Source organism: Flavobacterium anhuiense, from assembly GCF_900101855.1.
GTDB classification, from domain to species: Bacteria; Bacteroidota; Bacteroidia; order Flavobacteriales; family Flavobacteriaceae; genus Flavobacterium; species Flavobacterium anhuiense.
This window is the reverse complement of sequence record NZ_FMVC01000001.1, coordinates 1-26,078: the sequence shown is the minus strand read 5'-3', so window position 1 is coordinate 26,078 and position 26,078 is coordinate 1. Positions and strand designations below refer to the sequence as shown.

Here is a 26,078-nt window from a genome sequence, read left to right as displayed (position 1 = left end):
ACAACACAACGAAAAAGGTAATAATAAAAAGGTTATATGTCTGAAGAGAGAGTAATAAGAATAAACAAGGTTTTAAGGGAATTAAATATTTCGTTAGAAAGAGCTGTGGATTATCTAAAAGATAAAGGAATTGCTATTGATGCAAATCCTAATGCGAAAATTTCTGACACGGAATTTAATATCCTTCAAAGCCAATTTGCGGGCGATAAGGGGAATAAGGAGGCTTCTAAAGAGGTTGGAGAAGAAAAAAGAAAGGAAAAAGAGGCATTACGTGTAGAGCGTGAGAAAGAAATTGAAGACAAACGCAGACAAGAAGAAGAGCGTCTAAAACAGCAAGAAATAATTAAAGCAAGAGCTGTTGTTTCGGGGCCTGTACAAGTTGGTAAAATTGACTTGAATCCAAAAAAACCTGCGGTTACTCCTTCTGAGGAAGCAGCTAAGGTTGAAGAACCAAAAGTTGCTGCTGCTGTGCAGCCAGAAAAACCTGTTCAAAATGAAACAGTGAAATCTGAACCAGTTGTTTCAACTCCTGTTGCTGAAACTAAAAAAGAAGAACCTATTATTACTGAGAAAAAAGAAGTTAAAGCAGAATCTAAAGTTGCGCAGGAGCCAATCGTGTCTACTGATCCAACAACTTCGGAGGAAACTATTACTACTCAATATCAAAAGCTTACTGGAACTACTCTTACAGGTCAGACAATTGATTTATCTCAATTTAATAAGCCTAAGAAAAAGAAAGAAGATCCTAAAGCGGCTCAGAATAAACCTGGAGCTCCTGGAGTTGGAAATAATAATAACGCCAATAAGAATAAGCGTAAAAGAATTGGCCCAAAACCGGGTGTGCCTGGTGCACCAAAGCCTGTTACGGGTAATGCGCCTGGAACACCGAATCCAAACAAGCCGGCTCAAAATAACAATGGAGGAGGTTTTAATGCTAACAGAAGCCAAAGACCAGGTTTTGTAAAAGGAAACCGTCCTGCTATTGTGGCTAAAGTTGAGCCAACTGAAGAAGAAGTAAAAAACCAAATTAGAGAAACTCTTGAAAAACTTCAAGGTAAAGGAGGAAAATCTAAAGCGGCAAAATATAGAAGAGATAAAAGAGAAACACACCGTCAGAAATCTGATGACGAGCAAAGAGCTCTTGACGAAGGAAGTAAAACAATTAAAGTTACTGAGTTTGTTACTGTAGGTGAAATTGCAATCATGATGGATGTGCCGATTACTAAAGTAATTGGAACTTGTATGTCTCTTGGTATCATGGTTACCATGAACCAACGTCTAGATGCTGAAACATTAACTATTGTAGCAGATGAGTTTGGTTATGATGTTGAATTCATCACAGTAGATATTGAAGAAGCAATAGAAGTTGTAGAAGATAGAGAAGAAGACTTAGTAACAAGAGCGCCAATTGTGACAGTAATGGGTCACGTTGACCACGGTAAAACATCTTTACTGGATTATATTCGTAAAGAAAATGTTATTGCAGGTGAGTCTGGAGGTATTACTCAGCACATTGGAGCGTATGGAGTTACTTTGGATAACGGACAAAAAATTGCATTCTTAGATACTCCAGGTCACGAGGCGTTTACAGCGATGCGTGCACGTGGAGCTCAAGTTACGGATATTGCGATTATCGTAGTTGCGGCGGATGATGATATCATGCCACAAACAAAAGAGGCAATTTCTCACGCACAAGCTGCGGGAGTGCCAATTATATTTGCAATCAATAAAATTGATAAACCAAACGCGAATGTTGACAAAATTAAAGAACGTTTGGCTGGTATGAATTTACTTGTTGAAGATTGGGGTGGAAAAATTCAGTCACATGATATTTCTGCAAAAGTCGGAACGGGAGTTAAAGAATTATTAGAGAAAGTTTTATTAGAAGCTGAAATCTTAGATTTAAAAGCAAATCCAAATAAAGCGGCGCAGGGAACTGTTGTTGAGGCTTACTTAGATAAAGGAAAAGGATACGTTTCTACAATTTTAGTGCAACAAGGTACTTTGAAAATTGGAGATTATATGCTTGCTGGTAAACACCATGGTAAGGTAAAAGCAATGCATGACGAAAGAGGACATACAGTTTTATCAGCTGGACCTTCAACCCCTGTATCAGTTTTAGGTTTAGACGGAGCTCCAACAGCGGGTGATAAGTTCAACGTATTTGAAGACGAAAAAGAAGCAAAACAAATTGCATCAAAACGTTCTCAATTAATGCGTGAACAATCAGTTCGTACACAAAGACATATTACACTTGATGAGATCGGACGTCGTATTGCTCTTGGTCAGTTTAAAGAACTAAACGTAATTCTTAAAGGAGACGTGGATGGTTCTGTTGAGGCATTATCAGATTCGTTCTCTAAACTTTCTACAGAAGAAGTTCAAATCAATATTATCCATAAAGGTGTTGGTGCGATTACAGAAACAGATGTTAACTTGGCTTCTGCTTCAGATGCAATCATCATCGGATTTAACGTTCGTCCTGCAGGAAATGCTAGACAGCTTGCGGATAAAGAAGAAATTGATATCCGTTACTATTCTATTATTTATGCGGCAATCGATGACTTGAAAGATGCGATGGAAGGAATGTTAGCGCCAGAAATGAAAGAAGAAGTTTTAGGTAATGCTGAAATTCGTGAGATTTTCAAAATTTCTAAAGTGGGTTCAATTGCTGGATGTATGGTGACAGACGGTAAAATCTTAAGAACTTCTAAAATTAGAGTAATTAGAGATGGAGTTGTTGTTCATACAGGTGAATTAGTTGCCTTGAAACGTTTCAAAGACGATGTGAAAGAAGTGACTAAAGGTTACGATTGTGGTATCCAAATAAAAGGATTTAATGATATCGAAATTAATGATGTTATTGAAGCTTACCACGAAGTAGCAATTAAAAAGAAATTGAAATAAATTCAATTCATATATTAAAAGTCCCAATGAAAATTGGGACTTTTTTTATTTTAAAATTATGATATTAATGAATGTGGTGTTAGGAAATTAGTCATTGTAATGTGTTTCATTTTATAATATGAAACATAAATGAGAGATTTGACTACGGTCTGGTTCGTGGAATGTCCGTTTCTTTGTGTAGTAATTTTCTTTTGTTTTTTAGGTGAAATGAAATTAAGAAAATAGTTTGTCGAATGAAATATCTATACTGATATGAGGGTAAGTATAAATCATATTGTGAATGCAATTTTTGGCACGTTTTAAATCAGAGAATTCCGTTAGTAATTTTACAAATGTTCAGCAGTTAAGAGAAATAATGCCTGCTTTGCTTGAGGGGTATTTGACTGAAGCGGAAATGCCAAACAGTTTTCTTTTGTTATCGCCTCCTCCCGAACACAACTCCAGTTTTTTTGAGTTAGATTTGGAACATGCAAGAAAAGCATTGGAATCTAAGGACGAAGCACGTTTTTTGCAGGCGGCCATAGATGCAGACTTGTCCTTTCCTTTTGCGGTTAAATCATTTGAATCAATTATAGGTATGTAGATTAGTGAGTCAAAAACTCCTAAACTTTACGTGCTAATGCGAAGGGTGATGACAGATGCGGGATTGTCTACTTATGCGGCTAAAAATTATTACAAAAGGGAAAGGCCATTTATGGTAAATAATCAAAAGACATGCACTCCCGATCAGGAAAATATATTATATAAAGTTGGTTCGTTTCCTTCTGGTCATGCTGCTGTTGGCTGGGCGTGGTCATTGGTTTTAATTAAGCTTTTCCCTGAAAAAGAAAAAGAGATTTTGAAACGCGGGCATGACTTTGGTGAAAGTCGTATTGTTTGTAATGTACATTGGTATAGTGATGTTAAAATGGGAAGAACTATGGGGCAGGCGACTGTTGAATGTCTTTGGGGTAATTCGGATTTTCTGGCTGACTGGGATAGTGCTAAAAAAGAAATACAGGAGATTTTAGATTCTAATTTAGAATAAAGGCTTAGTGATTTTAAATTTAGAATGATATCTCAAATTTTAGTATTATTTTTGGGTATAAATAATATAAAAATGAAAAGAATTTTAATATACACAAGCTTGTTTTTTATAAGTTTTACGGCATTATCTTTTTCGCAAGAAAATGTTGAGAAACCTACGCCGCCAGCAGGAGATGCTTTAGTTGGGGATTATTATGGAACAGATGTTTCTGGAGCTGTGGTAAATAATGCTGTTTCTGTTGAAAAACTTGAAGGGGAATTAAAAACCACAAAAACAATAGAAGGAATTGCAGTAAAAGGTGAAGTAACGGATGTTTGTGCGAAAAAAGGGTGCTGGATAACTCTTAAGACTAAAGATGGTGAATCTTTCTTTGTAAAAATGAAAGATTACGCTTTTTTTGTACCTACTGCATTAAAAGGTAAAAATGTAGTTTTAGAAGGAAATGCTGAAAAGAAAGTAACATCTGTTGAAGAACTTAAGCATTATGCAAAAGATGCTAAGAAAACAAAGGCAGAAATAGATGCGATTAAAATGCCAAAAGAAGAAATACGCTTTTTAGCGAGCGGGATCAAAGTCGTAAATTAGATTTAAAAGTTGTATTTCTAAAATAGAAACAAAAAAAGCGAGATTTTTATATCTCGCTTTTTTTGTTTCTGCATGCATCATTTTCCGGGTTTAAGCAGGAAAACGCTTTTGTATCTTTTTTTGATTTCTGCTAAATTTCTTTCAGCTTCTATTCTGGTTTTGAAATTCCCAACAATTACTTTATAATTTGGAGTGCTGAAAATAATGGTTCCGTCAATATCAGAATTTTCTTTTTTGAAATCCGATAACGTTTTTTTTGCTTCGTCGCTTTTACCACTAAAGATTTGAATTCTATAGGTGTCGTTTGTATTTATCGACGTGTTAATTTTGCGCTTCTCGTTTAGTAATTGCTCAAATTTAGGATCTTGATTTAGTGTTAAATTTTGGTCTTGAGCATTAATATTGTGTGCGAAAGCAATCGTTGTAATTGTTAATAAAAGGCTTTTTGAAGGACTTAAAATTCTCATAATGTGATGGTTTTTATGCAAAAATACTATTTAAAGTTTGAGTGTAAAATTTTAATATTATTTAGAATTGATATAAATTGATAATTAAGACTATTTTAAGGTTTTGAGAATAGCTCATAAGTCGTATTTTTGTGCAAGTTTTAAAAGAGGGTATAGGTTTTTGCTGGATTTAGTACAGAAAAAATCATACCAAAAATTAGTAGACAATTATTTATACTATATGAAAAAGGTGGGTAACCATAATTCGATCTCAAGAAAATTGCTGCTTGGCTTATCGCTAACGTTAATTTTCTCCCTAACTTCATTTGCTCAAGAAGCTGCTGCTCCGGCGGCGCCTGAGGCTGCTGCGGCTGCTCCAGCTGCAGGAGGCGGTGATCCAGTAAAAGGGAAAGAACTTTTTAATGCAAATTGCGCTGCATGTCACAAATTAGATGCTAAATCAACTGGTCCTGCTTTAAGGGGAGTTGCTTCTAAGCATGATATGGCTTGGATTTACAAGTGGGTGCATAACAGTTCTGACATGATTAAGTCAGGTGATCCTGTTGCTGTTAAACTTTTTGAGGAAAATAACAAAGCTGTTATGACTTCGTTTCCTCAATTGTCTGAAGGAGATATTGATAATATTATAGCGTATACTTCTGAGCCTAAGGCTGAGCCTGCTGCGTCACCAGGAAATGCTGCTACGCCTCCTGGGACTAACGTAGAAAGTGGTGCTATTTCAAATAACATTATTTTAGGAGCTCTTGCTCTTGTAATGGCTATTTTAGTTGTAATGTTGTTTATGGTAAACAAAGTTTTAACTAAAGTTGCTAATAAAAACGGTATTGAGGTTGCTCCAAAAGAAGCAAGACTTCCAATCTGGAAAGCTTTCGCTAAAAACCAATTCTTGGTTTTGGTAACTGCAATCTTCTTGCTTTTGGCTAGTGGTTATTTTGTTTACGGATACTTAATGCAAGTAGGTGTAGATCAGAATTATGAGCCAATTCAGCCAATTCACTACTCTCACAAAATTCACGCTGGTGATAATGAAATCAATTGTAAATATTGTCACTCTGCTGCTCGTGTAAGTAAAACAGCTGGTATTCCTTCTTTAAATGTTTGTATGAACTGTCATAAAAATATTTCTGAGGTTGCTGAAACTACTGCTACTCCTGAGTACAGCAAAGCATTCTACGATGCTCAAATCCAAAAATTATATGATGCTGTTGGATGGGATAAGACTAAACAAGCTTATACTGGAAAAACAATGCCTGTAAAATGGGTTCGTATTCACAACTTACCTGACTTTGTTTACTTCAACCACTCGCAACACGTTTCTGTTGCAGGTATTGAATGTCAAACTTGTCACGGACCAGTACAGGAATTTGAAATCATGAAGCAATACTCTAAATTAACAATGGGATGGTGTGTTGATTGCCATAGAAAAACTGATGTTAAGATGGAAGGTAATGCTTACTATGACAAAATTCATGCTGAGCTTTCTAAAAAATACGGTGTAGAGAAATTAACTGCAGCGCAAATGGGAGGTTTAGAGTGTGGTAAATGCCACTATTAATCGATTTATTAAGATTTTAATATATATATACAATGTCATCAAACAAAAAATACTGGAAAAGTGTTGAGGAGCTAGAAAATAGCTCTATTGTTGAGGCGCTTAGAAATAACGAATTTGTTGAAGAAATTCCTACTGATGAGTTTTTAGGTAATGCTGAGGCTTTATCTACTTCAGGAACTTCACGTCGTGACTTTTTAAAGTACGTAGGGTTTAGTACGGCGGCTGTAACATTAGCTGCTTGCGAAGGTCCGGTTCACAAGTCTATCCCTTATGTATTACAACCAGAGCAAATCATTCCTGGTGTTGCTGATTATTATGCAACTACAGTTTTTGATGGATTTGATTTTGCTAATCTTTTGGTGAAAACTCGTGAGGGTCGTCCAATTAAAATTGAAAACAATACAATTGCTGGAGCTAAATTTTCAGCGAATGCTAGAATTCATGCATCTATCTTAGGTTTGTATGATAGCACTCGTTTAAAAGAGCCAAAAGTAGACGGTAAAAATTCTTCTTGGTCAGCTGTTGATTTGAAAATCAAATCTAGTTTAGCAGAGGCAAAAGCTAAAGGCGGTCAAGTTGTATTATTAACTAATACTTTAGCAAGTCCATCTACAGAAAAATTAATTGGTGAGTTTATTGCAAAAAATCCAAACGCTAAGCACGTTGTATATGATGCAGTTTCTTCATCTGAAGCTTTAGATGCTTTTCAAGCTGTTTATGGTCAAAGAGCTTTAGTTGATTACGATTTTTCAAAAGCTTCTTTAATCGTATCTGTTGGAGCTGATTTCTTAGGAGACTGGCAAGGTGGAGGATATGATGCTGGATATGCGCAAGGACGTATTCCTCAAAACGGAAAAATGTCTCGTCACTTTCAGTTTGAATCAAACATGACATTATCTGGAGCAGCTGCTGATAAGCGTGTTCCTATGACTGTAGCTGCTCAAAAGCAAGCTTTAGTTCAAATTTATAATATTGTTGTAGGTGCTTCTGTTCCTGTAGCTTTAGAAGGAAACTTTAAAGCTGAAGTAGTAAAAGCTGCACAACAGCTTAAAGCTGCTGGTTCAAAAGGAGTTTTAGTATCTGGAATTGAAGATAAAAATGCTCAGTTATTAGTTTTAGCTATCAATCAAGTATTGGCTAGTGAAGCTTTTAGTACTGCTGGAGCAAGACAAATTAGAAAAGGTTCTAATGCTGCAGTTGCACAATTAATTAAAGATTTGAATGCAGGAAGTGTTCATACTTTAATTATGAGCGGAGTTAACCCAGTTTATACTTTAGCTGATTCAGCTTCTTTTGTATCTGGATTGAAAAAAGTTAAAACATCAGTTGCATTTTCATTAAAAGAAGATGAGACTGCATCAATTGTTTCAATTGCTGCGCCAGCTCCTCACTATTTAGAGTCTTGGGGGGATCTTGAGCTTACAAGCGGAACATATAGCTTAACTCAGCCTACAATTCGTCCTATCTTCAATACAAAACAATTTCAAGATATTTTATTGTCAGTAAATGGTACTGCTGGTACTTATTATGACTACTTAAAAGCAAATTCTGGAGCTTATACTGCAGGTACTTCTTGGAATAAAGTATTGCACGATGGTGTAGCTGTTTTGGGAGCTTCAGCATTATCAGGAGGAGCTATTGATGCTGCTACTGCTGCAAATGCGGTTGCAAGATCTAAATCTGCTGGTGATTTTGAATTAGTATTATATACTAAAACAGGATTAGGAGATGGACAACATGCTAACAACCCTTGGTTGCAAGAGTTTCCAGATCCAATTACTAGAGTTTCTTGGGATAACTATGTTACAGTGTCTAATGCTGATGCTAAAAAACTTGGTTTATCTAACGAAATTGTTGCAAACGGAGGTTTAAATGGTAGTTATGCTACTATTACAGTAGACGGAACTAAATTGGAAAACGTTCCAGTTATTGTTCAGCCAGGTCAAGCAGTTGGTACTTTAGGTCTAGCTCTTGGTTACGGACGTAAAGCTGCTCTTAAAGAAGAAATGCAAGTAGGTTTAAACGCTTACGCTTTATATAAAGGTTTCAATAATGTTCAATCTGTGTCTATCGTTAAGGCTGGTGGAGTACACGAATTTGCTTGTGTTCAAGGTCAGAAAACTTTAATGGGTAGAGGAGATATTATTAAAGAAACTACTTTAGAAATATTCAATACTAAAGATGCTGAACATTGGAATGAAAAGCCAATGGTATCTCTAGATCACCAAGAAGTTGAGGCTACTACTGTAGATCTTTGGGAATCATTTGATCGTACAACTGGTCACCACTTCAACCTTTCAATTGACTTAAATGCTTGTACAGGATGTGGAGCCTGCGTTATCGCTTGTCATGCTGAAAACAACGTTCCAGTTGTAGGTAAAGCAGAGGTAAGAAGAAGCCGTGATATGCACTGGTTACGTATCGATAGATACTATTCTTCTGAAAGTACTTTTGAAGGTGATAATGAAAGAAAAGAAGGAATTGCTGGTTTATCTAGTTCATTATCTACATTTAATGAAATGGAAAAAGCAGGAGATAATCCTCAAGTTGCATTCCAACCTGTAATGTGTCAACACTGTAACCACGCACCTTGTGAAACAGTTTGTCCTGTTGCTGCAACTTCTCACGGTCGTGAGGGACAAAACCATATGGCTTACAACAGATGTGTGGGTACTCGTTACTGTGCAAACAACTGTCCATATAAAGTACGTCGTTTTAACTGGTTCTTATACAACAAAAACAGCGAGTTCGATTATCATATGAACGATGATTTAGGACGTATGGTTCTTAATCCAGACGTTAACGTACGTTCTCGTGGTGTTATGGAGAAATGTTCTATGTGTATCCAAATGACACAAGCAACTAAATTAAAAGCTAAAAACGAAGGCCGTCCAGTTAGAGATGGAGAATTCCAAACAGCTTGTTCTAGTGCTTGTTCTTCAGGAGCGATGATATTTGGTGATGTAAATGATAAAGAAAGTAAAGTTGCTAAATTAGCTGCTGACGAAAGATCATACCACTTATTAGAGCATGTAGGTACAAAACCTAATGTGGTTTACCATGTTAAAGTTAGAAATACTTAGTAAAATTATTAATTAAGAAACAATATAAAGGATTATGTCGTCTCACTACGAAGCACCCATTAGAAAACCTTTAGTTATAGGTGATAAATCTTATCACGATGTAACTGTAGATGTAGCTGCACCTGTTGAGGGGCCTGCAAACAAGCAATGGTGGATTGTATTTTCAATCGCATTAATAGCCTTCCTTTGGGGGTTAGGTTGTATAATTTACACCGTATCTACCGGTATCGGAACATGGGGATTAAATAAAACAGTTGGCTGGGCTTGGGATATTACTAACTTCGTTTGGTGGGTTGGTATTGGTCACGCCGGAACATTAATTTCTGCGGTATTATTACTTTTCCGTCAACGTTGGAGAATGGCCATCAACCGTTCTGCAGAAGCTATGACTATTTTCTCTGTAGTACAAGCAGGTCTTTTCCCAATCATTCACATGGGACGCCCATGGTTAGCATACTGGGTATTGCCTATTCCAAACCAATTTGGATCTTTATGGGTAAACTTTAACTCACCTTTACTTTGGGATGTATTCGCGATTTCAACGTATCTTTCAGTATCATTAGTTTTCTGGTGGACTGGTTTATTGCCTGACTTTGCAATGCTTCGTGATAGAGCCATTACTCCTTTTAATAAAAGAGTTTATTCTATCTTAAGTTTTGGATGGAGCGGTAGAGCAAAAGATTGGCAGCGTTTTGAAGAAGTATCTTTAGTATTAGCTGGTCTGGCTACTCCACTTGTACTTTCTGTACACACAATTGTATCTATGGACTTTGCAACTTCTGTAATCCCTGGATGGCATACAACAATTTTCCCTCCATACTTCGTTGCTGGAGCGGTTTTCTCTGGATTCGCGATGGTAAACACATTGCTTATTGTTATGAGAAAAGTATCGAACCTTGAAGCATACATCACATTACAGCATATCGAGTTAATGAACATCATTATCATGATTACTGGATCTATCGTAGGTGTTGCTTACATCACTGAGTTATTTGTAGCTTGGTATTCAGGGGTAGAATATGAGCAGTATGCATTCTTAAACAGAGCTACTGGACCTTACTGGTGGGCATATTGGTCAATGATGACATGTAACGTGTTCTCTCCTCAGTTCATGTGGTTCAAAAAATTAAGAACAAGTATCATGTTCTCATTCATCATTTCGATTGTAGTAAACATCGGTATGTGGTTTGAAAGATTCGTAATTATTGTTACTTCTTTACATAGAGATTACCTTCCATCTTCTTGGACAATGTTCTCACCAACATTTGTTGATATTGGAATTTTCATCGGAACAATTGGTTTCTTCTTTGTATTGTTTTTATTATACTCTAGAACATTCCCTGTAATTGCTCAGGCAGAGGTTAAAACAATTTTGAAAGGAACAGGAGATAATTACATTAGAGAAAGAGCAAACAGTAAAGATTCACATCATGAGTAATAAAGTTATATACGCCATTTATAATGACGATGACGTTTTGATGAATGCAGTAAAGAAAACTAGAGCTGCTCATCATCATATTGAAGAGGTTTTTACTCCATTCCCGGTTCACGGATTGGACAAAGCCATGGGACTAGCACCAACAAGATTAGCAATATGTGCTTTTTTATATGGATGTGTTGGTATTTCTGTTGCAACAACTATGATGGGTTACATCATGATTCATGACTGGCCGCAGGATATTGGAGGTAAGCCAAGTTTCAGTTTCATCCAAAATATGCCATCTTTTGTGCCAATTATGTTTGAGATGACTGTATTCTTTGCAGCTCACTTAATGGTAATTACTTTTTATATGAGAAGTAGATTATGGCCTTTTAAACAAGCTGAAAACCCAGATGTAAGAACAACTGATGACCACTTTTTAATGGAGGTTGCTGTAAATGATAACGAAGCTGAATTAGTTTCTTTCTTCGAAGGAACTGGAGCTGTTGAAGTTAAAGTAATAGAAAAGAATTAATTGTAGCTATGAAAAGGATATATAAAATAACACTTTTAGTTGGTATAACTATTTTAGTTTCATCTTGCCACAATAATTCGGCACCAAACTATCAGTATTTCCCAAATATGTATGAGTCTGTTGCTTACGAGCCATATTCAGAAGCAAAAGTATTTAAGGGAGGAAAAGAAGGACAGCTTCCTGTTGCAGGAACTATCAATAGAGGTTTTGAACCTTATGAATATGAAAACTCAACGGCTGGTTATGAATTAGCAAAAGCTAATTTAAAATCTCCATTGACAGAAGAAGAGAAAAACTCTGGAAAAGGGAAAGAACTTTTCGAAATTTACTGTATCAGCTGCCATGGTGCTACTGGTAACGGTAAAGGTAAATTGGTTGAAAGAGAAAAATTTCTTGGAGTACCTAGCTATAAAGACAGAGAGATCACTGAAGGAAGTATTTTTCATGTTGAAACTTATGGTTTAAATGCAATGGGTTCACATGCAAATCAATTAAGTGCTCACGAACGTTGGTTAGTTGCTGACTATGTTCTGAAACTAAAAAGCCAATTATAATTGTTGAACAAACTGATCGTAATAGATATGTATACATTTTCAAGTAAATTAAAAACTTTTTCTATCATCTTAATGGCCGTTGGTTTATTAGGAATTGGGTATGGTTTTTTAAGTGCACCAAAAGATATTCAAGAAGTTGAAAAAATACTAGCTGCAGATGAACATGGTTCTCATGGTGCTGCACATGAAGAAAAAGCGGAGGCATCTCACAAAGAAGCAGGTCATCATGAAGCTGCTGAAGCTACACATGACGCTCATAAAGGAGCTGCACATGCTGAAGTTTCTGGTGCAAATGAGCACGAAAAACATTTAGAGCACGTATTGCACCAATTACAAAATAAGCCTTGGTCTGCTGTATATGTAGCTTGTATTTTCTTTTTACTGCTTTCAATGGGAGTTTTAGCCTTCTATGCTATCCAACAAGTTGCTCAAGCGGGTTGGTCTCCAGTTTTGTTTAGAGTTATGCAAGGTATCACAGCTTATTTACCAGCTGGTTCTGTTATCTTCTTTATCATCTTAGTTTTATGCGGATTACACTTCAATCATATCTTTGTATGGTTAGGTGAAGGTGTAACAGATCCTAAAAACGCTAATTATGATGCAATTATTGCTGGAAAATCTGGTTATTTAAACTTTCCTTTCTGGATTGTAAGAGCTGCTATCTTTTTATTAGGATGGAACTTATACCGTTACTACTCAAGAAAAAATTGTTTGGAGCAAGATGAGGCAAATGACGATCTTTACTACAAAAAGAACTTCAAAGCTTCAGCAGGATTCTTAGTATTCTTCATTGTTTCTGAGTCTATTATGGCTTGGGATTGGATTATGTCTTTTGATCCGCACTGGTTTAGTACATTGTTTGCTTGGTATGTATTTGCTTCTTTCTTTGTAAGTGGTATTACAACTATTGCATTAGTAACAATTTATTTAAAATCTAAAGGATATTTAGAGTATGTAAATACAAGTCATATCCATGATTTAGCTAAGTTCATGTTTGGTATTAGTGTATTTTGGACTTATTTATGGTTCTCTCAATTCATGTTGATTTGGTACGCTAACATTCCAGAAGAGGTAACTTATTTTGTAACAAGAATTCAATTATATAACCTTCCTTTCTTTGGAGCGGTTGTTATGAACTTTGTTTTCCCATTATTAATATTAATCAATACTGACTTCAAACGTCTTAACTGGGTTGTTGTAATGGCTGGTATTGTAATATTATTAGGTCATTATGTTGATTTCTTTAATATGATTATGCCTGGAACAGTAGGAGACAAATGGTTTATTGGAGTTCCTGAAATTGCATCGATTCTTTTCTTCTTAGGTTTATTTATATTTGTTGTATTTACTGCATTAACTAAATCTCCTTTGCTAGCAAAAAGAAATCCTTTCATCGAAGAAAGTAAACATTTTCATTATTAATATTTAAAGAAGTAAACAGATGACAAGTTTGTTGGTAATTATAGTTTTAGTTTTATTAGCAGTTGCATTATGGCAATTGACGAAGATATTTGATCTTACTCAGGTAGGAGCTTCTTCTGATGATTCTCAGGTTGCATCGGATAATGACAATAACGTTCAGGGATATATTATGTTTGGCTTTTTAGCTTTCATTTATATATTTACGATTTATGGTTTACTAAAATGGGGTAATTTGGCACTTCATACTCCTGCTTCTGAGCATGGTAGTTTAGTAGATAATTTAATGAATATTACTTGGGTTTTAATTTTTATAGTTCAAGTAATTACACAAGGTTTGCTATACTGGTTTTCTTTTAAAAATAGAGGGAACAAGGATAGAAAAGCATTGTTCTTTGCTGATAGTAATAAACTAGAAGCAATCTGGAGTATTATTCCTTCAGTTGTTTTAGCTTGTTTAATTCTTTACGGATTATACGCTTGGAATAACATTATGTTCGTTGATAAAGATGAAGATGTAATCGAAATCGAATTATACGCTCAACAATTTAAATGGACTGCAAGATATGCTGGACAAGACAATGTTTTGGGGAAAGCTAACGTACGTTTAATTGAAGGTGTAAATACATTAGGAGTTGACATGTCTGATCCTAATGCTCAAGATGATATTGTAGTTTCAGAACTGCACATCCCTAAAGGTAAAAAAGTTCACTTTAAAATGCGTTCTCAGGATGTATTGCACTCTGCTTACTTCCCTCATTTTAGAGCACAAATGAACTGTGTTCCTGGTATGGTTACTGAATTTGCTTTCGTTCCAACTTATACTACTGCGGAATATAGAGAATTACCATTTATGGTTGAAAAAGTTGCAAACATTAACAAACTTAGAGCTGAAAGAAGCGCTGAGTTAGTTGCAAAAGGAGGTACGGCTTTGGATCCTTACACATTTGATTATTTATTATTATGTAATAAAATTTGTGGAGCTTCTCACTATAACATGCAAATGAAAGTGGTAGTTGATACTCCAGAAGATTACAAAAAATGGTTAAGTGAGAAAACTACTTTAGCTCAAGATATTAAAGCGGCGGCTGCTGCTGAGAAACCAGCTGAAGGAGCTGCACCAACTACAGATACTGCTGCAAAAGTAATTGATACTGTTAAAACGGTTGTTGATACTGTTAAAGCTGCTGTAGCTAAAGTTGCGATGAAATAATATTATTAAGAAAATTTAAAGTACAAATATATGTCAGCAGAAGCGCACGGTCACGATCACGGACACGATCACGAGCACGAACATCATCATAAAGACACGTTCATTACTAAATATATTTTTAGTATTGATCACAAAATGATTGCTAAACAATACTTGATTACTGGTATTGTTATGGGAGTAATTGGGATTGCAATGTCCTTGCTTTTCAGAATGCAGTTAGCGTGGCCAGAAGAGTCTTTCAAAATATTTAATGTTTTATTAGGAGATAAATTTGCACCTGATGGTGTAATGGCAAATGATATTTATCTGGCTTTAGTTACAATTCACGGTACCATCATGGTATTCTTTGTACTGACGGCAGGTTTGAGTGGAACATTCAGTAACTTATTGATTCCACTTCAAATTGGAGCAAGAGATATGGCATCTGGATTTATGAATATGATTTCATACTGGTTGTTTTTCTTATCAGCAGTTGTAATGTTATGTTCTTTATTTGTTGAAGCTGGACCAGCATCTGCAGGATGGACAATTTACCCTCCTTTAAGTGCTTTGCCACAAGCAATTCCTGGATCTGGAACAGGTATGACTTTATGGTTAGTATCTATGGCTATTTTCATTGCATCTTCTTTAATGGGATCTTTGAACTACATCGTTACTGTACTTAACTTAAGAACTAAAGGAATGTCTATGACTAGACTTCCTCTTACAATCTGGACATTTTTCGTAACAGCTATTATTGGTGTTATTTCATTCCCAGTATTATTATCAGCTGCTTTATTATTGATTTTTGATAGAAGTTTTGGTACTTCATTCTTCTTATCTGATATCTATATTGCAGGAGAGGTTTTACACTATCAAGGAGGTTCTCCTGTATTGTTTGAGCACTTATTCTGGTTCTTAGGTCACCCTGAGGTTTACATCGTAATCTTACCAGCTATGGGTCTTGTTTCAGAAATTATGGCTACAAATGCTCGTAAACCAATTTTTGGTTATAGAGCGATGATTATGTCAGTTCTTGCAATTGCATTCTTATCAACTATCGTTTGGGGGCACCACATGTTTATTTCAGGTATGAATCCTTTCTTAGGATCTGTATTTACTTTTACAACTTTATTGATTGCAATTCCATCTGCTGTAAAAGCATTTAACTGGATTACAACTTTATGGAAAGGTAACCTACAATTTAACCCTGCAATGTTATTCTCTATTGGAATGGTTTCTACTTTCATCACTGGAGGTTTAACAGGAATCATTTTAGGAGATAGTACATTAGATATTAACGTTCACGATACTTACTTCGTAATTGCTCACTTTCACTTAGTAATGGGTATCTCTGCACTTTACGGAATGTTTGCTGGTATTTACCACTGGTTCCCTAAAATGTATGGTAGAATGTTAAACAAAAACTTAGGTTACATCCACTTTTGGGTAACTGCAGTTTGTGCTTATGGAGTTTTCTTCCCAATGCACTTTATAGGATTAGCTGGTTTACCAAGACGTTACTATACTAATACAAACTTCCCATTATTTGATGATTTACAAAATGTGAATGTTTTAATTACAACATTTGCTCTTGTAGGAGGTGCGTTTCAATTAGTATTCTTATATAACTTCTTTAGCAGTATTTTCTACGGTAAAAAAGCGACTCAAAACCCATGGAAATCTACTACTTTAGAGTGGACTACTCCAGTTGAGCATATTCACGGAAACTGGCCAGGAGAAATTCCTCACGTATACCGTTGGCCGTATGACTACAGTAACCCTAATCACGATGTAGATTTTGTTCCTCAAAATGTACCAATGAAAGAAGGTGAAGAAGTTTTACACCACTAGAAATAATCAAAGGCTGTCAGAAATGACAGCCTTTTTTGTTTAGTTAAAGTTTTAATCGTTCAGTTTAACTATTTTAGAAACTGATTAGTTTATATATCTTTGTGGGATGAATGAAAATCTAGATCCTACTACTAAAGGATATAACTCAGAAGAGTTAGATCTTGAAAAAAGATTGCGTCCGCTGTCATTTGATGATTTTGCTGGGCAAGATCAAGTTTTGGAAAATTTGAAAGTGTTTGTTGCTGCAGCTAATCAACGTGGTGAAGCGCTTGATCATGCGCTTTTTCATGGTCCTCCAGGTTTAGGAAAAACTACTTTAGCGAATATCTTAGCCAACGAATTGCAGGTAGGCATTAAAATTACTTCTGGTCCAGTATTGGATAAGCCTGGTGATTTGGCTGGTTTGCTGACTAACTTAGACGAAAGAGATGTTTTGTTCATTGATGAAATTCATAGATTAAGTCCAGTTGTTGAGGAGTATTTGTACTCGGCAATGGAGGATTTCAAGATAGATATTATGATTGAATCGGGACCAAATGCAAGGACAGTTCAAATCAATTTGAACCCATTTACTTTGATTGGTGCAACAACTCGATCTGGATTATTAACAGCTCCAATGCGTGCTCGTTTCGGAATATCTTCCAGATTACAATATTATACTACTGAACTTTTAACTACAATTGTTGAGAGGAGTGCGTCTATATTAAAAATGCCTATTGATTTGGAAGCGGCAATTGAAATTGCAGGTAGAAGTCGTGGTACTCCTCGTATTGCAAATGCTTTATTGAGACGAGTACGTGATTTTGCTCAAATTAAAGGAAATGGAAGAATTGATTTAGAAATTTCTAGATACGCTTTAAAAGCGCTTAACGTAGATGCTCACGGTCTGGATGAAATGGATAATAAAATATTACTGACCATCATCAATAAATTCAAGGGAGGTCCAGTTGGACTTTCAACTTTGGCAACGGCCGTTAGTGAAAGTAGCGAAACCATCGAAGAGGTATACGAACCTTTTTTAATTCAAGAAGGATTTATAATGAGAACACCTCGTGGAAGAGAAGTTACGGATAAGGCTTATAAACATCTTGGAAAAGTAAATACAAATACTCAAGGAGAATTGTTTTAATACTGATAGAAATGTCTATAGGTAAAAAATATAATTATCCTCCTAAGCTCTCAATTTTAAGATTTTTTGTTGATGCAGAAGGAGTTCGTAGAAATCCGATACCTTATCATGAAAGATATTTTGAGCGTTTTGGAGATTCTTTTTCTATACGAATTGGAAAATCGAGGCACATTATTTTGTCAAGGGACAATGAAGTGGCGCAATATATATTGCAAAAAAATCAGAGGAATTATTATAAATCCAAATTTCAATCTGTTTATCTTTCTAAATATTTAGGCAAAGGTCTTTTAACAGTTGATGGGGAATTTTGGCTGAAACAAAGAAGACTTATTCAACCTGCTTTTCATAAGCAAAAAATGAATCAGTTAGTTGATAACATGAAGCTAACTATCGTGTCTGAGCTAAAAGAAATTTTTACAGATAAAAAAGTTGATCTTTTTCCTATGATGAGTGAAGTAGCATTTAATGTTGTTGCTAAATCATTATTTCAATTTTCTATTGAAGAAGAAAAGCTTAATCGTATAAAATACATTATTGAAGCTGTTCAGAATTTTCTAATCAAAGAAATTAGATTACCCCATAAGGCATGTTGGTTTTCGATTAGTGGCCAAGTAAAAAAACACCTTCAGTTAGCAGAAGAAAACGATGCGATCATTAGAGGTATCATAGAAGAAAGAGTTGCTTCTCAAAATGAAGTGAATGATTTGTTGAACATGCTTTTGGAAACTCGTTATGAAGATACTGGCGAAGGTATGTCTGTTGAGCAGCTAATAGATGAGATTAAAATTCTTTTTATAGCTGGACATGAAACAACTGCTAATGCTTTGACTTTTACATTGCAATTGCTAGGAAGTCATTTAGATGTACAGCAAAAAGTATTTGAAGAAATCCTTAAAGTTGAATCGGAATGTGAGGATGTTGTAGAGCAGCTCCAAAAAATGACTTATATAAATGCAGTTTTGAATGAATCAATGCGTTTGTATCCGCCTGCTTGGATTACAGATCGTCAAAATGTTGACGATGATGTTTTAGGAAAGTTTACTATCAAAAAAGATACGCTCATTGGTGTTTCTTTTTATGAATTACATAGAAATCCGAAATATTGGGAGAATCCAGATCAATTCGACCCAAATCGTTTTTTAGGAGAGCAGAAGAAACATTCTATGCAATATTTTTATCCTTTTGGAGCAGGACCAAGAATGTGCATTGGTGCTGGTTTTGCTATCTATGAAATGTGCTTGGTTATTTCCTATATCATAAAAAAATATAACGTTGTTTCAGTACAAAATACAGTCAATTTTAATCCTTTGATTACCTTAAAGCCTGTTGGTGTTGAAGTTGTTTTTTCTGAAAGATGATTAATGCTAAAGAGAAATATTCGAAATTTATCAAAGAAGAAGCCAAAAGACTTGGATTTCTTTCTTGCGGTATTTCGAAAGCAGGTTTTTTGGAGCAAGAAGCTCCTCGACTTGAAAATTGGCTAAAAAATAATCGGAATGGTCAGATGGCGTATATGGAAAACCATTTTGACAAGCGTTTAGATCCGACTTTATTGGTTGATGACGGTAGAAGTGTTGTATCGCTTTTACTGAATTATTATCCAGATTCTTTTCAAAATGATGAAAGTTTTAAGATTTCTAAATATGCCTACGGACAAGATTATCATTTTGTAATTAAAGATAAGCTGAAAGAACTTCTTCATTCTATTCAAGAAAATATTGGTGAAGTTTCTGGACGTGCTTTTGTTGATTCTGCACCTGTTTTGGATAAAGCTTGGGCGGCCAAAAGCGGTTTGGGCTGGATTGGAAAAAACAGCAATTTAATTACTCAAAAAGTTGGCTCATTTTATTTCATTGCCGAGCTTATTATTGATTTAGAATTAGAATACGATCATGTTGTAACAGATCATTGCGGTTCTTGTACCGCCTGTATCGATGCCTGTCCCACTCAGGCAATTGTAGCTCCCTACATTGTAGATGGAAGTAAGTGCATTTCGTACTATACCATCGAATTAAAAGAAAACCTTCCAGAAGAAATGAAAGGAAAATTTGATGAATGGATGTTTGGCTGCGATACCTGTCAAGATGTTTGTCCATGGAATCGATTTTCAAAACCACACTCAGAACCTTTGTTTAATCCGAATCCAGACTTGCTTTCTTTTACCAAAAAAGACTGGTTAGAAATTACAGAGGAAACTTTCAGAACAGTCTTTAAAAATTCCCCTATCAAAAGAACAAAATTTGACGGTTTAAAACGCAATATCAATTTTTTGAAATAGCATTTAGCTATTGATTGTTTTGTATTTATGTTGTTGATTTTCAGTGCATTCATTTAAAGTACCATTCTTTTTTTGGCTTTATTGTTTCTTACGTTAATTTACTTATTTGTCAACAAATTCTGTAAGAATTTTAAATTGTCATAATTATTTAAGAAAATTCAGCTATTTCATTATCAAATATTTATAAAAATTTGATTTTCAAGCGATGAACAATTGTTAAAAACTGTTGTTTGACGACTTTATGTGCACTTTGTCGAAATAATGATGTAAGGTTTCATTCCTCGATATACTTTCGCGCTTTCCAAATCTACGTAATTTAAAACCAAAGAGACTTTTTTAGTCTTTTTAATACAATGTAATGGTCTACATAATATCCTTTTTTTGTGTAAGTCTTAGAAAAACTTTTTCAAGTTTTTCAAAATCCAATTTGTTTTTTTTCACGTATCTCACACATATGCTAAAAACGATCATCCGTTTTTTAGTGTCCGAAATTTCTGTTCCACAAACACAAATCGTCTATGCGTAACTCTACTTTTTGTAAGTCTGGATTTTCTAGACTAATTTTTCTTATTGTTTTATTATTAACCGCACACAATGCTTCTGCTCAATTTTATACTAAGCATTACATTGCACCAGCACCTTGGCAATATTTCAGTAAAGCCAATGAAATTGTAATTTCTACAAATTCGCTTACTGAAATTGACATTACAGTCGCGAAAAGTGATGGTACAACAGTGACAACTTTGAAGGCTAAAAAAGGAAATCCAGCAGTTTATAGGTTTTCACTTTTAGCAAGAAATCTTCCTATGAATGCTTTGAATACTGTTCTTAACGGAGCAGGATTAATCGTAACAAGTACTGGGCCTACAGCTGTAAACTTGAGGAATATTGCTTCAGATGATTATAGTAATGATGAAAATAGGGATGCCAATATTAAAGGAAATGCAGCTCTGACAAGTTTTGGAGATGCTGGACTTGGAATAAGATTTAGGGTAGGCTACTATCGAGATGGATCATTGGGATCCTTTAGCACTTTTGGAGATCAAAGACCGATATATAGTATTATGGCTACAGCCAATAACACTACGATAAAAATTAATAATGCTGTTACAACTACACTAAATCAAGGTCAGAGCTATTTGTTTAAAGCTCCGATTGGAACATTAGTGGAGTCATCGAATCCAGCAGTTATGAATACGTCAGCAGCGATAGACATGCCTGGTGGTTGTGGAGATGGTGCTTTTAATCAAATTCCGCCCGAATCAGTATTAGGAACTGAATATTTTCTTGAAAGAGGAACAGGTAATGATACTGCTGAACAAACTACAGTTGTGGCAACAAAAGATGATACTAATATTACAGTGGAGAGTTACTCAACTACAGGAGTTTTAGTAAATAGAACAACTAAGAATTTAGCATTGGCTGGCTCTTTTTACACTTTTGTTAATGGTGTGCAAAATACAAATTTTACAGCTTCGAGAATTGTCGCAGATAAGAGAGTAGCAGTTTATTCAGGTACGGCACAAAATTGCGAAGTTGATATTTCGACAATTGCACCAGTATCAGAATGTGGTGGTTCAGAGTTTGTAGAAACTACCAAATTTAAAAGCTATAACTCATCTAATTTAGATTATTTTGGATATATTTTATTGAGAAGTGCTACTGAGGATGTTACAATTAATGGTGTAAAAACAACTAGCATATCTGGAGTTGGGGCTCGTTATCAGATTGGTTCTACAGGCTGGTACATAATAAATTTTAATAGTGAACAAATTGGAAGACCTGAAGTTCTTTCAATTGAGAGTAAAGCCAAACTTACCGTTTCTATCGTGCAGCAAGCAGGAGGTTTTTCGATGGCTGGTTTTTTCTCGACTTTTGCATCTCTACCAGAAGATCCTACTTTAACTTATATTGAAGGAGGTGGATGTACAAACAATACTGCCAAATTAACAACACAATCAGGTTTTGATCCTTATCAGTGGTATTACAATGGCGTAGCAATTAGTGGAGCTAATTCTTCGACATATATTGCAACAAAGACAGGTAATTATTCAGTGTCTTATACATTGGCATGTGGAGCCCAAACCCCCTCTAAAACAGCTGCAGTAACTTTATGTACAGATTTAGGAATTACTAAAACAGTTGATAATGCAACGCCTTGTATTGGATCTAATGTAGAATTTACAGTTAAAGTTAGTAATTTGGGAGGAAACAATGTATCTGGAATCTCAGTAACCGATTTGCTTCCTTCTGGTTATACTTATGTTAGTTCAACACCATCAGTTGGAGTGTATGATTCAACAACAGGGATTTGGACGATTGGTGATGTAGAGGCTCAATCTTCAATGACATTAAAGATTGTTGCAACGGTGAATGCATCTGGAAATTATACCAATACAGCATCATTGCCAAATGGAATAGATAACAATACAGCAAACAATTCTGCAAGTGCAGCGATAAATCCAAAATCTGCGAATCTTGTTGTAACAAATCCAACTTCAGTTTGTGCGCCTGCGACTGTAAATTTAACAGCTTCTGCTGTTACAGCAGGAAGTTCTTCAAATCTAACACTTTCTTATTGGACAAATTCGGGAGCAACGGCGGCACTATCATCGCCGAATGCTGTTACTACTTCTGGAACTTATTATATAAAAGCAGTTTCTGCAGATGGATGTACATTTGTAAAACCAGTTGTGGTGACAATTAATCCGCAACCTAGTGCGCCTAGTATTACTTCAAGAACTAGTGGTGCTAATATAATTAATGGTTCAATTAGTTGTTTTGGAGGAGCGAATATCACGTTAAGAGCAACTAGCAGCACGGGTTATTTGTGGTCAACAGGAGAAACTACACGTGATATTGTTGTTACCACAGATGGTACTTATTCAGTTAAAGTGCTTAACAGTACAGGTTGTATAAGCGATAGCTCTTCTGGTATTTTTGTTACATTTACACCAGCAGCACCAACAGCTTCTGACCAATCATTTTGTGCTTCTGAAAATAAGAAAGTAAGTGATTTGGTAGCGACAGGAACAAATTTAAGATGGTACAATCAATCATCAGGAGGAACGCAATATGCAGCAAATGCTACATTAACTGCTGGAAATTATTATGTTAGTCAAACTTCAGCAAATGGGTGCGAAAGTCCAAGAGCTCAAGTTAAAGTGACAATAAGTGCTTCATCAGCGCCAGTTGCTTCAGCACAAACATTTTGTTTTGCTGAAAATAAAAAAATAAATGATTTAGTGGCTTCTGGTGATAACTTAAAATGGTACAACCAATCATCAGGAGGAACACAATATACAGGTACAGAAACATTAGTTACAGGAAACTATTATGTAAGTCAAACAGCTGGTACTTGTGCGGAAAGCGCTAGAACATTAGTTGCAGTAACAATAAATAATGTTCCCTCTGCACCAACAGCATCACCTCAGACTTTTTGCGCAACAGATAAAAAAACAATAAATGATTTAACAGTTACTTCGGGAAGTAATCTTAAATGGTATATTGCCTCAACAGGTGGTAGCCCATTAGCAACGACAGATGTTTTAACAACAAGAAGTTATTATGTAAGTCAAACAAATAGTTGCGGTGAGAGTGCAAGAACAGCTGTATCTGTAACAATAAATACTACAGCTGCGCCAACTGCTTCGGCTCAAACTTTTTGCTCTGGAGAATTAAAAAAAGTAAGTGATTTATCTCCTTCAGGAGCATCATATAAATGGTATAATGCTAACACAGGCGGGACTTTGTACGGAGGAAATGAAACACTTGTAACAGGAACTTATTATGTAAGCCAAACAGCAAATGGATGTGAAAGTGTAAGAACAGCTGTAAATATAACTGTAAATCAAACTCCGGCGGCACCTGCAGCATCAGCACAGACTTTCTGTTCATCAGAAAATAAAAAAGTAAAAGATTTAGTTGCAACAGGATCTAATTTAAAATGGTATGATTCAAGTGCAGGAGGTACACAATATTCAGGAGACGAAACTTTAACTTCAGGTAATTATTATGTAAGTCAAACTATTAATAGTTGTGAAAGTACAAGGCTTTTAGTATCTGTCACTGTAAATCCTACACCGACAGCACCTTCAATTTCAGCAGATGGAGCAACAACTTTCTGCCAAGGAGGTAGTGTAACTTTGACTTCTACAGGAGGAAGCAGTTATTTATGGTCAACAGGAGCAACAACACAATCAATTATTGTATCAGCTTCAGGAAATTATAGTGTTAAAGTATCTAATGCTTCAGGATGTTATAGTGCATTTTCAACAGCAACAACTGTTACGGTAAATGCTATACCATCAGCACCGACAGCTTCAGCTCAAACATTCTGTTCGTCGGACAATAAAAAAGTAGGCGATCTGTCTCCATCAGGAGCATCATATAAATGGTACAGCGCAAGCACAGGTGGGACTTTGTACACGGGAACAGAAACGCTTTCAACTGGGACCTATTACGTAAGCCAGACTTTAAACGGATGCGAGAGTTCAAGAGCTTCGGTATCGGTTACGGTAAATGCAACGCCATCAGCGCCGACGGTTTCGGCTCAGACGTTCTGTTCGGCGGACAATAAAAAAGTAGGCGATCTGTCTCCATCAGGAGCATCGTATAAATGGTACAGCGCAACCGCAGGCGGGACTTTGTACACGGAAAGTGAAGCTCTTGCAACGGGAACGTATTACGTAAGCCAGACTTTAAACGGATGCGAGAGTTCAAGAACTTCAGTATCGGTTACGGTAAATGCAACGCCATCCGCGCCGACGGCTTCGGCTCAGACGTTCTGTTCGGCGGACAATAAAAAAGTAGGCGATCTGTCTCCATCAGGAGCGTCATATAAATGGTACAGCGCCAATACAGGCGGAACTTTATACGCAGGAACAGAAGCGCTTGCAACGGGAACATATTACGTAAGCCAGACCTCAAACGGATGCGAGAGTTCAAGAACTTCGGTATCGGTTACGGTGAATACTACGCCATCGGCACCAACGGCTTCAGCTCAAACATTCTGTTCATCAGACAATAAAAAAGTAAGCGATCTGTCTCCATCAGGAGCATCATATAAATGGTACAGCGCCAGCACAGGCGGGACTTTGTATGCAGGAACTGAAATGCTTGCAACGGGAACTTATTACGTAAGCCAGACATCAAACGGATGCGAGAGTTCAAGAACTTCTGTATCGATTACAGTGAATACTACGCCATCTACGGCAGTATTAAGTGCTATAACACAGCCAACATGTTTAGATGCGATGGGAAGCTTTACTATTAATAATTACAATTCAGCTTATAATTATACAATAACTCCTTCAGCCGGAGTTACAAATAATGCAGGTACAATTACGGCACCTACAGGAAATTATACTATTTCTGTATCGTCTAATGGATGCTCTTCGGGAGATGTAAGTTTTGTTATAAAGCCAATCTTATGTGCTAATGATGATAATTTTGGAACAAAATCTTCAGGATCTGTAGCAGCAACTATTGGTAATGTAAAAACAAATGACACTTTAAATGGAGTGGCTGTTACTAATGCAAACACAATTGTTACCATTGACAGCGAAGGACCATTAAGCGTTGATGCAAACGGAGATGTAACTCTAGCGGCAAACACGCCAAGCGGAACTTACAGCATCACATATGAAATCTGTGAGAAAAACGCGAATCCTGCAAACTGTAAAACAGCAACAGCGGAAGTTAAAGTTGTAAATACAATAGACGCAGTACTAGATGCTATTGATTCAATTAATGGAAATATAGGCGGAACAACGGTATCTGTAATAGGAAATGATACATTAAATGGAAAACAAGCTGCAATTGGAATCAATTCTGGAGAAGTTGCAATAAATATTGTTGGCACTTTACCATCAGGATTGACATTAAATGCAAATGGAACTATTACTGTTGCGCCAAATACGCCAAAAGGAAATTATAATGTAGAGTATAGAATTTGCGAAATAGACGCAGTTCCTGCTAATTGCGATTCAGTAACTATTACCGTACCGGTTACGGCAGGAAATCTGGTTGCAAATGCAGATGAAATTCCATCAGTTTTAGGATCGAATGCTCC

General features: G+C 35.9%; 17 protein-coding genes. 16 read left to right on the top strand and 1 reads right to left on the bottom strand.

Going from position 1 to position 26,078, the window contains the following annotated elements:
* The first annotated feature begins 36 nt into the window (after positions 1–36).
* The 4 genes from infB to BLP44_RS00070 all read left to right on the top strand — a co-directional run bounded on the left by infB (position 37) and on the right by BLP44_RS00070 (position 4,519).
* Complete coding sequence (gene infB / locus BLP44_RS00080) at positions 37–2,907, top strand: translation initiation factor IF-2 (RefSeq protein ID WP_091127969.1); 2,871 nt, start codon at positions 37–39, stop codon at positions 2,905–2,907.
* Between the two features lie 280 nt (positions 2,908–3,187).
* Positions 3,188–3,490 (top strand): phosphatase PAP2 family protein, encoded by a 303-nt coding sequence (locus BLP44_RS23095; RefSeq protein WP_244511640.1) that lies wholly within the window; start codon positions 3,188–3,190, stop codon positions 3,488–3,490.
* A gap of 36 nt (positions 3,491–3,526) precedes the next feature.
* Positions 3,527–3,934, top strand: a complete 408-nt coding sequence (locus BLP44_RS23090; protein ID WP_244511638.1) for an acid phosphatase — start codon at positions 3,527–3,529, stop codon at positions 3,932–3,934.
* Positions 3,935–4,006: 72 nt separating this feature from the next.
* Positions 4,007–4,519 carry a DUF4920 domain-containing protein gene (locus BLP44_RS00070; protein WP_066032800.1) on the top strand — a complete coding sequence of 171 codons (513 nt, stop codon included), beginning with the start codon at positions 4,007–4,009 and terminating at the stop codon, positions 4,517–4,519.
* A 77-nt stretch (positions 4,520–4,596) separates the two neighbouring features.
* Here the strand turns inward: BLP44_RS00070 and BLP44_RS00065 are convergent, their stop codons facing one another.
* A complete protein-coding gene (locus tag BLP44_RS00065) occupies positions 4,597–4,986 on the bottom strand; it encodes an SPOR domain-containing protein (protein WP_091127965.1) in 390 nt (129 codons plus the stop codon).
* A 220-nt stretch (positions 4,987–5,206) separates the two neighbouring features.
* Here BLP44_RS00065 and BLP44_RS00060 point away from each other — a divergent pair, with 220 nt between their 5' ends.
* The 12 genes from BLP44_RS00060 to BLP44_RS00005 all read left to right on the top strand — a co-directional run.
* Positions 5,207–6,541, top strand: a complete 1,335-nt coding sequence (locus BLP44_RS00060) for a c-type cytochrome (RefSeq protein WP_091129749.1) — start codon at positions 5,207–5,209, stop codon at positions 6,539–6,541.
* Positions 6,542–6,573: 32 nt separating this feature from the next.
* Positions 6,574–9,624, top strand: coding sequence for a TAT-variant-translocated molybdopterin oxidoreductase (locus BLP44_RS00055; RefSeq protein ID WP_091127960.1), 3,051 nt, complete (start codon positions 6,574–6,576; stop codon positions 9,622–9,624).
* Between the two features lie 34 nt (positions 9,625–9,658).
* The gene (gene nrfD, locus BLP44_RS00050) at positions 9,659–11,062 is read left to right on the top strand and encodes an NrfD/PsrC family molybdoenzyme membrane anchor subunit (protein WP_008466839.1); all 1,404 of its coding nucleotides are present in this window, start codon (positions 9,659–9,661) and stop codon (positions 11,060–11,062) included.
* Positions 11,055–11,579: a DUF3341 domain-containing protein gene (locus BLP44_RS00045; protein WP_066032798.1), complete on the top strand. Its 525-nt coding sequence runs from the start codon at positions 11,055–11,057 to the stop codon at positions 11,577–11,579. The genes nrfD and BLP44_RS00045 overlap by 8 nt, the downstream gene beginning before the upstream one ends.
* A gap of 8 nt (positions 11,580–11,587) precedes the next feature.
* Entirely contained in the window at positions 11,588–12,133 is a 546-nt protein-coding gene (locus BLP44_RS00040; protein ID WP_035691680.1) for a c-type cytochrome, read from the top strand.
* A gap of 27 nt (positions 12,134–12,160) precedes the next feature.
* Entirely contained in the window at positions 12,161–13,555 is a 1,395-nt protein-coding gene (locus BLP44_RS00035; RefSeq protein WP_091129746.1) for a cation-translocating P-type ATPase, read from the top strand.
* A gap of 19 nt (positions 13,556–13,574) precedes the next feature.
* A complete protein-coding gene (locus tag BLP44_RS00030; protein ID WP_066032796.1) occupies positions 13,575–14,765 on the top strand; it encodes a cytochrome c oxidase subunit II in 1,191 nt (396 codons plus the stop codon).
* A gap of 30 nt (positions 14,766–14,795) precedes the next feature.
* A complete protein-coding gene (locus BLP44_RS00025) occupies positions 14,796–16,598 on the top strand; it encodes a cytochrome c oxidase subunit I (RefSeq protein WP_008466848.1) in 1,803 nt (600 codons plus the stop codon).
* Positions 16,599–16,704: 106 nt separating this feature from the next.
* Complete coding sequence (gene ruvB, locus BLP44_RS00020; RefSeq protein ID WP_008466849.1) at positions 16,705–17,727, top strand: Holliday junction branch migration DNA helicase RuvB; 1,023 nt, start codon at positions 16,705–16,707, stop codon at positions 17,725–17,727.
* An 11-nt stretch (positions 17,728–17,738) separates the two neighbouring features.
* On the top strand, positions 17,739–19,085 hold the full coding sequence (locus BLP44_RS00015; protein WP_091127955.1) for a cytochrome P450: 1,347 nt from the start codon (positions 17,739–17,741) through the stop codon (positions 19,083–19,085).
* Positions 19,082–20,005: a tRNA epoxyqueuosine(34) reductase QueG gene (gene queG, locus BLP44_RS00010; protein WP_091127951.1), complete on the top strand. Its 924-nt coding sequence runs from the start codon at positions 19,082–19,084 to the stop codon at positions 20,003–20,005. Before BLP44_RS00015 ends, queG begins: the two co-directional genes overlap by 4 nt.
* A gap of 518 nt (positions 20,006–20,523) precedes the next feature.
* The coding region (locus BLP44_RS00005; RefSeq protein ID WP_139159157.1) for an Ig-like domain-containing protein at positions 20,524–26,078 on the top strand (5,555 nt) is incomplete at its 3' end.

Bases quoted from the DNA above. Each gene is read 5' to 3' on its own strand.
- infB (WP_091127969.1), top strand. From the start codon at position 37: ATGTCTGAAGAGAGAGTAATAAGAATAAACAAGGTTTTAAGGGAATTA.
- BLP44_RS23095 (WP_244511640.1), top strand. From the start codon at position 3,188: ATGCAATTTTTGGCACGTTTTAAATCAGAGAATTCCGTTAGTAATTTT.
- BLP44_RS23090 (WP_244511638.1), top strand. From the start codon at position 3,527: ATGCGAAGGGTGATGACAGATGCGGGATTGTCTACTTATGCGGCTAAA.
- BLP44_RS00070 (WP_066032800.1), top strand. From the start codon at position 4,007: ATGAAAAGAATTTTAATATACACAAGCTTGTTTTTTATAAGTTTTACG.
- BLP44_RS00065 (WP_091127965.1), bottom strand. From the start codon at position 4,986: ATGAGAATTTTAAGTCCTTCAAAAAGCCTTTTATTAACAATTACAACG.
- BLP44_RS00060 (WP_091129749.1), top strand. From the start codon at position 5,207: ATGAAAAAGGTGGGTAACCATAATTCGATCTCAAGAAAATTGCTGCTT.
- BLP44_RS00055 (WP_091127960.1), top strand. From the start codon at position 6,574: ATGTCATCAAACAAAAAATACTGGAAAAGTGTTGAGGAGCTAGAAAAT.
- nrfD (WP_008466839.1), top strand. From the start codon at position 9,659: ATGTCGTCTCACTACGAAGCACCCATTAGAAAACCTTTAGTTATAGGT.
- BLP44_RS00045 (WP_066032798.1), top strand. From the start codon at position 11,055: ATGAGTAATAAAGTTATATACGCCATTTATAATGACGATGACGTTTTG.
- BLP44_RS00040 (WP_035691680.1), top strand. From the start codon at position 11,588: ATGAAAAGGATATATAAAATAACACTTTTAGTTGGTATAACTATTTTA.
- BLP44_RS00035 (WP_091129746.1), top strand. From the start codon at position 12,161: ATGTATACATTTTCAAGTAAATTAAAAACTTTTTCTATCATCTTAATG.
- BLP44_RS00030 (WP_066032796.1), top strand. From the start codon at position 13,575: ATGACAAGTTTGTTGGTAATTATAGTTTTAGTTTTATTAGCAGTTGCA.
- BLP44_RS00025 (WP_008466848.1), top strand. From the start codon at position 14,796: ATGTCAGCAGAAGCGCACGGTCACGATCACGGACACGATCACGAGCAC.
- ruvB (WP_008466849.1), top strand. From the start codon at position 16,705: ATGAATGAAAATCTAGATCCTACTACTAAAGGATATAACTCAGAAGAG.
- BLP44_RS00015 (WP_091127955.1), top strand. From the start codon at position 17,739: ATGTCTATAGGTAAAAAATATAATTATCCTCCTAAGCTCTCAATTTTA.
- queG (WP_091127951.1), top strand. From the start codon at position 19,082: ATGATTAATGCTAAAGAGAAATATTCGAAATTTATCAAAGAAGAAGCC.